The sequence below is a fragment of the Demequina sediminicola genome, from assembly GCF_000975055.1.
Classification (GTDB): domain Bacteria; phylum Actinomycetota; class Actinomycetes; order Actinomycetales; family Demequinaceae; genus Demequina; species Demequina sediminicola.
In genome coordinates this window covers 19,887-31,783 of sequence record NZ_BBRB01000007.1, presented here as the reverse complement: position 1 = coordinate 31,783, position 11,897 = coordinate 19,887, and the positions used below count along the sequence as shown (strand labels likewise).

6 protein-coding genes are annotated in these 11,897 nt (G+C 63.8%); 1 reads left to right on the top strand and 5 read right to left on the bottom strand.

Translation table 11 applies throughout. From position 1 onward, the window contains the following. From AOP79_RS11330 to AOP79_RS11310, 5 genes are all read right to left on the bottom strand, one after another. Complete coding sequence (locus AOP79_RS11330; RefSeq protein WP_201774466.1) at window positions 1-2,931, bottom strand: helicase-related protein; 2,931 nt, start codon at window positions 2,929-2,931, stop codon at window positions 1-3. 9 nt (window positions 2,932-2,940) lie between these two features. Then, window positions 2,941-3,735, bottom strand: a complete 795-nt coding sequence (locus AOP79_RS11325; RefSeq protein WP_062073655.1) for a hypothetical protein — start codon at window positions 3,733-3,735, stop codon at window positions 2,941-2,943. 65 nt (window positions 3,736-3,800) lie between these two features. Continuing rightward, complete coding sequence (locus AOP79_RS11320; RefSeq protein ID WP_152648115.1) at window positions 3,801-5,672, bottom strand: AAA family ATPase; 1,872 nt, start codon at window positions 5,670-5,672, stop codon at window positions 3,801-3,803. Window positions 5,673-5,804: 132 nt separating this feature from the next. Continuing rightward, window positions 5,805-9,149: a DEAD/DEAH box helicase gene (locus tag AOP79_RS11315; protein ID WP_062073652.1), complete on the bottom strand. Its 3,345-nt coding sequence runs from the start codon at window positions 9,147-9,149 to the stop codon at window positions 5,805-5,807. Window positions 9,150-9,663: 514 nt separating this feature from the next. After that, window positions 9,664-10,485 (bottom strand): PIG-L deacetylase family protein, encoded by an 822-nt coding sequence (locus AOP79_RS11310; RefSeq protein WP_062073650.1) that lies wholly within the window; start codon window positions 10,483-10,485, stop codon window positions 9,664-9,666. 95 nt (window positions 10,486-10,580) lie between these two features. On the opposite strand from AOP79_RS11310, the gene AOP79_RS11305 reads away from it, so the two are divergent. Beyond that, window positions 10,581-11,882 (top strand): MFS transporter, encoded by a 1,302-nt coding sequence (locus AOP79_RS11305; RefSeq protein WP_062073648.1) that lies wholly within the window; start codon window positions 10,581-10,583, stop codon window positions 11,880-11,882. The last annotated feature ends 15 nt before the right edge of the window (window positions 11,883-11,897 follow it).

Below are 11,897 nucleotides of genomic sequence, written 5' to 3'. Positions count from 1 at the left end.
TCAGGCAGCCTCCCCTGCGAAGTCCTCGGGCACAACGATGAGCAGCGGCCGCACCAGGAACCGATCCGGTCGCATCTCTTGAATGAGAGCCTCCAGGTGCTGGACTGTGACGCGCTTGGTCTTCAGGTCGTCGCGCTGAATCAGAGCGTCGGCCTCGCGTTCCCAGTCGTTGGCACGCTCGGCCCAGTTCTCGACGCGCTGCTTGGTCGCCGCGCTCGCAGACTCGAGGTGCGATTCCAGATAATGCTGGGCGTCGCCGACCGCGGCGCGCACGAGCGGTTGGAGGGCGTCAACGTTGTGGAGCGCGCCCGCGTTAGCGCGCTCGCCGGTGACGCCGGCCTCACTCAGCATCTCGTGGGCATCGCGGTGCGTGGTGATGATGCACTGCGCGCTCGTGGGGGACAGGCGGAAGGCGCTCAGGTGGCTGGCCGCCACGACGTGGCCGCGCCGGTTGGTCAGCGTGCCAGTGAGCAGCACGGTGGGGTCCTCCACCGCGCCGCGAACGGCGTAGACGTGGTTGCGAGGCAGGCGAGCCAGCGCTCGGTCGGTTGCCCAGTCCAGGACGGGGTGGAGCGGGCCCAGGAAGTGGGCCTCCGGCCAGCTCGAGCCCTTGGCGTCGTTAAGCGCGCGCGTCAGTTCGATCTGGCCGTGCGTCGGGGTGACTGCAAGCTTGAGCGTCGACTTCACGTCGCGGTCCTTGATGTAGGACTGCGGCAGCACGTCGAGCCGCTGGCGAAGGTCCCGCGGCGGTTCGAACTCGACGATGCCGTGCTGCAGATACTCGCGCCAGTGCACGCCACCCTCGCCGTGGCGGTCCGTCAGTGGCGCGCCCTTGTCGGGGAATGCGGCGTCCATTGCGTCGCGCAGGTAGCTCAGGGTGTCGGTGTAGAGGGCCGTGACGCGGGTTGCCTTATCAGTTGACTCGGCGACCGGCGCGTTGGTGACGGCGCCTGCATCGGTGATTGGCGCATCGGCCGGTACCAAGTTGAGGATCGACTGAAGGAGGTCGTTCTGCGAGGCCTCCTCGACGGACCGGACCTCGGTGTCGAAGTCCTTCTTGCCCGCGAGGATGGCCTTGATGGTCTCCTCCTCCTGGCCTACGGAGAACTCGTTCATCAGCGACGCTGTGTCGCCGAGCGCACTGTGCGCCTCGTGCTCGCGGTCAAGGAGCTTGCGCAGCACTTTGAGATCGCCCTGGAACTGCTCGGAGCTAGGGGAGAGCAGGAGCGTGGTGATCTGCGGCTCGTGGCGCTGGCCATAACGGTCGATGCGCCCGTTGCGCTGCTCGATGCGGATGAGCGACCACGGGATGTCGTAGTGGACCAGGTGGTGGCACTGAGCGTGGAGGTTCACGCCCTCGGAGGCGACATCACCGGTGACAAGCACGCGGATGGGTGAGGACTCCTGCTTGAAGGACTCGATGAGGCGCATCTGCTCCTCGTCGGACAGGGCTCCGTGCATGACTTTCACGGCGTCCTGGGGGAGTGCGAGTGCCTTGGGCAGAGACTTGGTGAGCCAGTTGAGCGTGGCGACGCGCTCCCCGAAGACTACGGCGCGCGTCGACTTGCCTTTGCCGACGCCGATCTCCTTGAGGTAGTCGACGAGGGCGGCGTGCTTGGCGCTGTGGTCGAGCGAGGCTTCGTTGAGCTGTGCGAGGTGGCTGAGCGCTTCGCGTTCCTTGGCAGCACTCTCCGTTGGCTGGTCCTTGAGCGTCTTGACGCGATTGGTGATGGTCTCGGCGAGCGCCTGCGGGCTCGACAAGAATGCCTTGGCGAGGGTCCAGCCGAAGAGCGAGTCCGTCTTGCCGGAGTACGGGCTGGTGCCCGCTGCCGGGTGCAGCCAGGTGTGCTCGAGTTCCTGCGCAACGGCGTCCTCCTGAGGGCTCGCAGGCACGATGTCGTGGCGGGGCTCCTTGCGGGGCTTCCAGTCGTCGCCGACTACCGAGGCGACCTCGGGGCTGTGCCGGTGACGGCGGATGAGCAGGCGCTGCGTCTCCGCTCTGTCGGGCTCGCCATCGGGACGGACGGCGGTGGGCTCGAGGAGGCGGATGAGGTTGGCGAAGGACTCCGTCTTGCCGTTGTGGGGCGTCGCTGAGGCGAGGATGAGTGCATCGGCTGTGGGAGCGAGCGTGTTCGCCAGGCGGTTGTTGAGCGCGGTCGCGTTGGTGACGTTGTGGGCTTCGTCGATGACCACGGCGTCCCACTTCAAGTTGCGCAGGTATTGGAGGTAGCGGTCGGACTTGAGCGTGTCGATCGAGATGATGGCGCGCTTGTAGTAGGTGAACGGGTTGCGGGTGGCGGGCAGCTGCTGGCGGACGCGTTGGATGCCGGCGCTGTCGAGGCGGACGAAGGGGAGAGCGAAGCGGGTCCACATCTCGTGCTGCATTTGCTCGAGCACGTGGCGGGGCGTGACGATGAGGACCTTCTCGCCGCGGCCTCGCCGGACGAGCTCGCTGAGAATCATGCCGATCTCGATGGTCTTGCCCAGGCCGACGGCGTCGGCGAGGAGGATGCGCGGGCGGAGGTTGTCGGGGTCGAGCGCCTTGCGGATGGCAGTCGCCTGGTAGGGAAGCTGGTCCGCGAGCATGTGCGGCGAGACCGTGAGGTTGTTGTCGGTGATGGGGACGGACTGCTTGCGCAGCATGGCCTCGACCCACAGGCGGGCGTCGCGGTACTTGGGGCTCGCGTCCGCAGTGACCTTTGCCTCTACGGGATCGAGAACCTCGATGCCGTCACCGTGCTGGGTCTCGATGTTCGCGAAGAACTGGGCAGTTGTGCCGCGGACGAGCTCGCTCAGGCCCTGGACGTGGAGGAGAGGGCCGTCGCTGGTCTCGGCGACGTTGGTGACGAGCCACTCGGCATCGCGGATGACGACGGTGGAACCCGGCGCGATGTTCAGTTCTTCATCTTGGGTGGCGGCGGTTTCTGTCACGTGCACAACCTATCGACTTTGGGCTTGCGAGGGACCGAGCGTTCGTCTCTTTCGGCTCCACTGCAGACCGATTGTGCCTAGGACAGCTGGAATTCCATAGAACGCAAGATTTCCCCAGTATGCGGGGTCGCCGATGGTGCCGAGAGCGATCACGAATGCGCCAAACCAGCAGAAGATCACTAGCGCAAGAAGCGGCCAACGCCACCACCATCCTCGGAGAGAGCGCTTCCGAGTTCGCTTGGTTGAATCTGCGGTTTCCGGCTGAGCGCCAGCATGAGCTGGTCCCCGTGCGTCGCTAGCCTCCTCCAACGGCGGTTGGGAGGGCTCATCTGGGATGCCCGTCGCCGCCTGCTCCTGCTGCCTGGATGGGCGCGGTTCATCGTGTCTGTCGCTCTCGTCCTTGTCGCCGAGCTGGCTGAAAAGGATCTTCTCGAGTGGCACGGCGTGGTCGTTTACGGCATCGACGTTGCCAAGGGGGTCGTACACGAAGAGTGCAATCCGATTGTTCTCCGCAAACGCGCGGGTTGCGTCGCTGTAGCCATTGGCCGAAAACGCGAGGAGAGCCATGTCGGGCTCCAGCTCGTGTATTGCACCCAAGCGCTGCAAGTCGGCTATGTTCGGCTGGCCCGCGAAGGCAACTCGAGCGACCGCGCTCTCCGACACGATGCTCAGGCCGGTGGCGCTAGCGTCTGGTGCCGGCTGGGCGTCGTCGAAACCCATGAGCGCCATGGCTTCGGAAGCCATCGCTGTGGCTTCAGCCTCGCTCGCGATGTAACGCTGTCGGTCGCGGTGGTTGGGAGTCATCACATCTCCGGTCAATGGTTGAGGCACCGTCCCGGCGCCGGGGCGACGGATCTAGGTGCACGGTACTAGCGATCTCGTAGCGGTTCGGGCAGCGCCTGGCTATGCACGATCTGCAACTCTCGGTTCGCGCGGGTGAGGCTTGTGTAGAGCAGGCCGTGCCGCAAGAAGTTCTTAGGGAATTTGGCGGGCTCAACGACAACGACCGCATCCCACTCGAGACCGCGTGCGGCATCGGGAGATACTAAGTCAACAGCCAGACCGTCGTGCCTCCAGCGGTGGGGTTGGTGGGGCTCGCTCTGCCAGCGCTTTTGGCGCAGGTAATCCTCAACCACTGGGCGCTCCATCGCGATGATGGCGATGGAGCCTCCGGGGTGTCGCTCAGCGAGATCTCGCACTTGAATCAGAAGTTCCGGAAGCAGTGCGTCTCGCTCCGTTCGGTGAACAACCACTTCAGCGCCTTCGGTCTGGAACGACTCGAGATCGCGAGAATGTTTGGGTAGGAGCCGGTTGGCGAACGACATGATTGCAGGCGTGGAGCGATATCCTCGCCGGATCCTGGTCACCGGAGCTTCGCCGCCGCTGTCAAGAATGGCGAGGGCATCCGCGATGTAGTTCCAACTCCCGTGTGCGGCGTCCGAGCGGCGCTGGTTCATATCGCCGAGGAGTGTCCATCGCTCGTCTTGGTTCATGGCGTCCAGCAGCACCCACTCGATTGCCATCACGTCTTGGGCTTCGTCGACGATGATGTGGTCGAAGCTTCGCAGGTCCTGGGGTGGTGCGATGCACCACCCCAGCGCGGCTATGAGCGGGATGTGCGCTCGGTTCTGGCGTGCGTTCTCGAACGATGGCAACGATGCAAGGTATTCGATCCAGCGATCGTCAGTGGTCACCAGTGCTGCGCCTTCACCGTTCCGACGCGCAATTTCGTACGCCCGCCTGATGCGCGTAGACCGCGGACCGGCGGATTCGCTCACCCGGTTCATTATCGACGCGGCGTTGTATGCGAGCGACCACAACTGACTGTCACCGTCGTCGATTCGCGTGATCGCACGACCCTCGGGAACTGATGTGAGGCCCGTAGCCTTTCCAAGTACGCCTCGCAACGACATGACGTGGACCTCGCCTGCGCCGTGCGAGAGCCTACTGATGGCGGGAGCGACATGGGCGACATACTCATCCGTGGGCCCAACTAGGAGCAGCCGGCGAATCTGCTCATCCGTGCCTGAGTCGTGGTTGTAGTCAGGCGACGTCAGATAGGCCGCCCGGTGAACGGCGATCACAGTTTTCCCCGTTCCTGGGTGGCCATCGATGATCAGGTCATCGTGACCATGCCTCGTCACAAGGTCATATTGGTCAGACTGGAGCGTCGCAAGGACAGATTCAAGCTGGCCAGTTCTTGCGCGCCGGAGGTTCCTTTCGAGGAGCTCGCGGGCTCGCACGGTGTCGTTCCTTGACGGTCCGCCTTGGTCCGCCTCCGGTTTTGTGGTTGCAAGAATAGGAGAGGCTGGTCCCGTCGAGCGAGGCGTGGCAATCTCTTCCGCGTCCCGACCGCCGTCGCTCGTTGACGACCAGTGAACGGCTGGCGGGGTTGGAGCGGGTCTTGGCAGTGGACGGGTGCTTGGCGCGGCCACAGTCATGGTCCTCTGCGCGAAGAGCGGTCGTGCCGCGGAGCCCGATCGGCGTTCATCGGAAAAGTCATTGATGCGCCCGCCTTCGTGAGTGAATGTGCGGACGCCTTGAACCTGGTGGCAAAGTGGGTGCTCAGTCTCTGTGAAGAAGATCTTTGCAATCGGCGCGGCCCAACTGTACACAGTCATTCCCTCGCCGACGAAGTGCGAGGACCCGATGTAGCAGTCACCGGTGTCCGTCACCTGGGGAGCATCGGCGACAGCCACGCGGCCCACAATCTCTCCGTCAGGCACGTCGGGTAGCTTCATCGTCCCTGTGCCGGTCCAATTCCCACTGGCGAACACGCCTACGCCGACACCCTGCGAGCGCTTCTTGTTGAGAGCGCGACGGTACAGTTCTTCTCTCGCCCTCTCATTCGCAACTTGAGCGTCTTTGTCCACTTACTCAGTCACCTCCAGCAGGCATACCGCGACCGGCTCGAGCGTGATGTCGGGTGCGGCCTCATTCGCGACCTTGAGTATCAGTTCCTCGTGCTTGCTGATCGCTTTACGGCGCATGCCCTCGAAGCCGCGAAGCCTGTGATCGTCCACACCGCGTTCGCGCGTGGTTTCTAGGCGCCTCTCCATCGTCTCGAGTCGGCGAGAGTGCTGCTCTCGCAAGGTCTCGAGCCGCAGTTCCTTCATCGCTCCGAGGTCGCTCTGGAGACGCTGGATTTCGCGTTGGTGCCGGCTGTTTAGGTGATCCATCGCGCGTTCCACGAGCAGCTGGAGCGGGCCCGCCTCGATATCTGTGTGGGGGGTTGTCAATGTGCCCCGCGCGAGTGCGGAAAGCAGCGCGGAGGACACCGGGCCGTCGTCAACTTGGCCTCTCATCGTCACTGCTGTGCCCCACAGCTCTGACTCGTTGCGCGGCAGGGTAGTCGCTCTCGCCAACGCGACAAGGTAGGTTCCGACAGGCACTGCGCTGTCGTGCCGGGGCGCACGGGCATGCGTGAAGCGGATTTCTCGGTGTCCGGGGACCTTGGCAGCCGCGACGACGAGCGGATTTGTCGCCGTGAGTAGGTCGTACTTGCCCGATCGCGCGAGTTCTTGGTCGAGGGCAAAGTGCATCTCGAGACCATTCCGCAACGCGCTTGCGTAGCGGTCGATTTCGGCGCGAGTTCGGCGGTGAGTGTTTGCGAGTCCCTCGACTCGCCGTGCCATTTCGGGATTTCCGATGACAGATACGACGGTTTGGTCGCTCGAGATCTTGACTTGGGGCGCTCCGTCTGTTGCGGCCCAATCCGCGATCAGGTGCGCGAGCTCGATCTGCCCGATGTACTTACCGGACCGGGTGAGGTCGTCTTCGAGGCCGCTGACATCGACATCATCTCCCACGACGAGACCGGCCGAGGCGTCAGCGACGTCAGCCAGGCCCGCGCGATTCTCCTCGACGGCAGCGAGGAACTGGTCGACCTTCTGTTGCCGTTCTGAGTCGGTAAGCGAGAAGTCGAAGGCTTTGGTGAGCACTGTCATTTGCTGGTTGACGATTGGTTCGAGCGCACCAATGGAGTCCTCAAAAATCTGGATCCGATCGAGAACGCGTGCGACGATCCGCTCATCGATCGTGGCGTCGTTGCGGAAGCTGGCCACCAGGATCTTGCGCTCGCTTTGACCGATGCGATCGATGCGTCCGATGCGCTGTTCGATCTCCATGGGGTTCCATGGGAGGTCGTAGTTGATTACCGCTGAGCAGAACTCGAAGTCCAGTCCTTCGCTTGCCACTCTGTTGGCGAGAACTATGTCGTACTTCCCAGCGCGGAAGTCATCCATCACCACACGTCGATCGTCTCGGTTGACGCCGCCGTGGAGTACCGCGACTCGGAAGTGCGATCCCAGACGCGCCTTGAGATACGAGAGCGTGGGGCGGGAGAACGTGAACAGCAAGACCTGCCTGCGTTCTCTGACGAGTTTCTGAAGCAGGGGATAGAGGGCGTCGAACTTGGAGTCCACTCCCACATCAAGCGCATTTGCTGCCGATACCAGGTCGCCATGCGGTGCGATCAGTTGCGACGCGGAGAATGGAGTGACTGTTGCGCCCTCTGCCTCGTCAGTCTCGAACAGGGAAGGCGACCACTCGAGAACAGCGCGCCGTGCCATGGGCAGGCATGCGCTCGCGAGGCGCAGCGGCATTTGCATTGCGAAGTGGACGGGAAGGTTGGCTTCGTTTGCGCGGTCCGTACACCAGTTGACGAACTCGTCGTAGAAGCGCTTCTCCTCACGGGTCCACTCGACTTCGCTCCATAGCGCCTCCCGGACCGGCTTGTCTTCATCGACTTCTGACTTCTTGGTGCGGGTGATTGCCGTGGAGAGTGTGTTGAGCCCAGCGATGATGCGCCGTGCCTCGACGACTGCGGGAGCGTCGAGCGAGTCTTTAGCGACGAGGTCTCGGAGTCTCGCGAAGTCGGGCCGGCGCCGCACATAGGTGCCATATCGAGAAGAAGGAAGATCATCCAACGCGCTCAGTCGCGCTCGCCCCGTGGCGTGAGGGTCGGAAAGCATGCGTCCGACTCGGTTGAGTGCGCGGTTCGGTTCGAGCCTCTCTAGAAGGTCCTCATAGTCGCCCATGTCCTCGGGGACCAGGAGTTCGAGGAGGTTGAAGAGATCGCGCTCACGAAGGTTGATGGGCGTTGCGGTCAGGAAGACTAGTGCGTCGCTCCACGCCTCAAGGTGCGTGCCGAGGTCATTGGATTTGGTGCCGGTGTTGCGCATTTGATGCGCCTCGTCGACCACGACAAGGTCGAGGTCGAGTGGGTCGTCGTAGAGATACTCGAGCCCACCCCAGCTCCTGAGCCGCTCGATGCTGGTGATATACGTAAATCGTGAGGGAAGGCGGTTCTCCTTGAAGCGCTCAAGGAGCTTGTCGAGTCCGCGATTGTCGAGTTCCTCGAGTTGAAACGCGAACCTCTGGTCCATCTCGCGTTCCCATTTACTCACAAGCGCCGAGGGACAAACGATCAGCACTTTGTCCGCCTGACCTCGGGCTTCCAGTTCTGTCCACACCAGGCCCGCTTCGATGGTCTTTCCGAGGCCCACCTCGTCCGCGATGAGAATTCGGTCTTTGCCCGTTTCAAGGAGCTTCATCACTGGCTTGAATTGGTAGGGACGGAAGATGGTGCGCGTCGCCCGGAAAGAGAAGAGGGTGTCCGCGAGGCGGCCTGTAAGTTTGGCCCGCGTAAGCGTCGCGGCAAACCTCTCGACCGGCGCAGGCGAGTGCGTCACCCAGTCGACAGGGTCGTCATTGATGACGGGTAGCTCCAGACTGGACTCGGGGGCCATCTGGGTGCGGCCGTCAACAGTAATCTTGTAATGCCAGTTTCCGTTACTAAAACGGCGTTGGCTCGGCGACACTTCGTGGCCCGAGGACCGGACTTGGACGGGTTGACGAACCGCGTAGGCCGGAGCTTGTACTTCGGTTGCGGTCTCCCACCAGTGCTCACACCAGCGCCATGCATTCGCCAATGCGTGGTCTTCCGGCAAGGTGTTGAGCCCGTGGCGTTCTGAGTCGGTGCGAGTGCTTCCGAACGGCACCCACGCAACGAGCGGTTGTTCGAGGCCGCCGAAGTGGTAGATACCAGCGGGGATCTGCGTGTCCTCGCCTGGCAGATACCGTGCTTCTCGAACGAGGCCGACGACATCCGGCATGCCAGTATCGAGTACCAACAAGCGCGCATCGCGATGGTTCTCGAGATTCTCAGCCGCCAGGCCTATGGCTGGCGTATATGCAAACTCTGGCAAGGTAGCCACGGGGTCCCCTCAGACTCTGACGCACCGATGCGCCACTGGCAGAACACGCTACCGAATCGGTCCGACACCGTTCAAACTTGGGCTCGAGATGTGGCAAAGTTCACGCGACCTGAACCAGCTCACCCGTGCATGTCACACGTCGCGCAGTATCACACTCTCCGTGGGGACAGACTGGGGACTTCGCAGCTCCGCGCTTCGATTTAACCCCGCGAGTGTGCGTTGTTTGTAGCTGCAGTGCCGTCAGTGGTGGTGCCTGGATCGGCATCTGAAGCATCGCGACATCATTGCCACGGGTGTGCCTGCCGCAACTGACACCGGGTGCGATCGATTGGTGGCGCCTGCTAGGGAGGTGCAGCGGATCAACTCGCCAATGCAAGTGGAGCCAGCAGATTGGCGTGATGTGCTCGCTAGACCGCGGTGAGAGCACAGCGAGTTCCCGAGTGTTCCCAACCCAACCCGAGCATCGGCCCTACTACGGAACCGAAACCGGGTCCTCGGCGAGGTCGCGAACGTATTAGAACTCCTGGTCCCACAATGCATAGACGAGCCACCCCGGTAGGCCGTAGCTGGCCTGGAGGTAGTCCTCTTGGGAGGCGTGGATTTCCCAGCCGTCCTTCTTGAGGCCCACCTCGGCGGGCATGGCGTAGTGGGGGTCGGGCTGGTTGTCGGCCACGAATGCGCCGGTCTCTCCGCCGAACATTTCAAGAGCCTTGGTGGGGCTGATCGTATAGACGAGCTGGTCAGGGCCTGCATAGGAGGTGCCGCGGTCGGCGCTCTCCTGCGCGACCTTGGCAATCGCTAGCTCGGTGATGTGCCCGGTCTCCATGTGGTCGGCGTGACCGGTGGCGCCGCTGGCCGGCCAGAAGCCCACAATCACGTCGGGCTCGATGCGCGTGATGGTCGCGGCGAGGCGGTCGACGAGTTCGGCCTCGTCCGCCTCGGGCACGCCACCGTCGGGGTGGTCCCACACCCCGTGCTCGTCGACGCCCAGGTGAAAGCTGTTCTTGAGGGCCTCTGCGGTGCGGACCACGCCGAGGTCCTCTTGCCGCGCCACGACCGGCACCTGCGTACCGGCCTCACCCGGGGTAATGGTCACCATCGCGGTGTAAGCGTCATCTTGGTCGTGTGCGCGCCAGAACAGGCCGTTGACCGTCTGCTCGTCATCGGGATGGGAGAAGACGCCCAGCACGCGCTCGCCGCCAATCTCGCCGATCACCGAGTCGACCTTCTGCGCCGTGGGCATCTGGAACAAGCTACGGCCCCACAAGTACGCGGTAGCGAGTGCCGCGACGAGCACAGCTCCGACGACGATGAGCGCGATCCAGCGCTTACGCATTCTGACTCCCTTAGGCAGACCGTGACGAGAGTTGATCGTACTGGCGTCACGGCCGCCTGCCGGCCACCCGCGGCTGAGCCTGCGAAAATATCTCCGTGCCCTCCCAACGCATCTTCTCCAAGCTCATCCATGAAGATGACGCCGACCTCGACAGCCTGAGCAAAGAAGCCCGACCCTACGTCGCTGGCAACGCGGTCCGGCAGATGGCGGCGCAGGCGCTGCAGTCCACTGGCGATCAGGTCGTCAACGCCAAGACCGTCCTGCCCTGGCTGCTCAACGCCCTAGGCGCACCCGGCGCGTTCGTTGCGTTCGTGGTGCCCATCCGCGAAGCCGGCTCAATGCTTCCGCAGGCCGCCTGGGCGCCCCGTGTGCGACGCCAACGCATCCGCAAGTGGGTCTGGGTCGCAGGCGCCACAGGCCAGGGACTCGCAGCGGCCGCCATGGCGCTCGTCGCCGCCACCGCTGAGGGAGTCGTGGCCGGCATCGGTGTCCTCGCTGCCCTCGCCGTATTTGCCCTAGCCAGGTCGCTGTCCTCGATCGCGAGTAAAGACGTGCTTGGCCGCACCGTCCCCAAGGGCGTGCGCGGGCAGATCAAAGGTGTCTCGACCGTGGCATCGGCCGTTGTGGCGCTCACGCTCGGCCTGGCGCTGCGCGTGTGGGGAGGGGACAACCTCGGCGTGGGCGTCCTGGCTGCGCTGCTCGGAGGCGCAGCCATCGCGTGGGGAGTGGCCGCCGCCATCTACGCAACGGTTCGCGAACCCGCGGAAGACGTGGAGCCAGAAGCCGAGGACGGCCCCAGCTGGGCTACGCAGGCATGGGAACTGTGGAAAGCCGATGCCGTGTTCCGCAAGTTCGTCATCGCACGAGCATTGCTTCTGGTCACCGCCCTGAGCCCGCCCTTCGTGGTGGGCGTGGGCATCGCTCAAGGAGCATCCGGGCTGGGGTCACTGGGGCTGTTCATCATGGCTCAAGGAGTGGCGGGCATCATCGGTGGACCGCTGTTTGGGCGCCTCGCGGACGTGTCCTCGCGGCGTCTCATGATCGGTGCATCGCTGGCGAGCTCAGCCATCATCGTCGCGTTCCTCGGGTTCGTTGCGCTGCCTGCCACCAGCGAGGCATTCTGGCTCGCACCTGCCACATACCTGCTGCTTGCCCTCGTGCACGTGGGCGCCCGCCTCGCACGCAAGACCTACGTGGTCGACATCGCAGAGGGCGACCAGCGCACACAGTACGTCGCCGTCGCCAACACCCTCATGGGCGTGCTGCTCCTGGCTGCCGGTGCCATTACCGCGGCGCTCGCGGCACTGGGAAGTGCGTACGCGCTCCTACTGCTCGCCGCATTGGGTGTGGCAGGCGCCATCGTTGGCCGTAGCTTGCCCGAGGCCGGCCGCGTCTGACGATGCTCGGCGCAC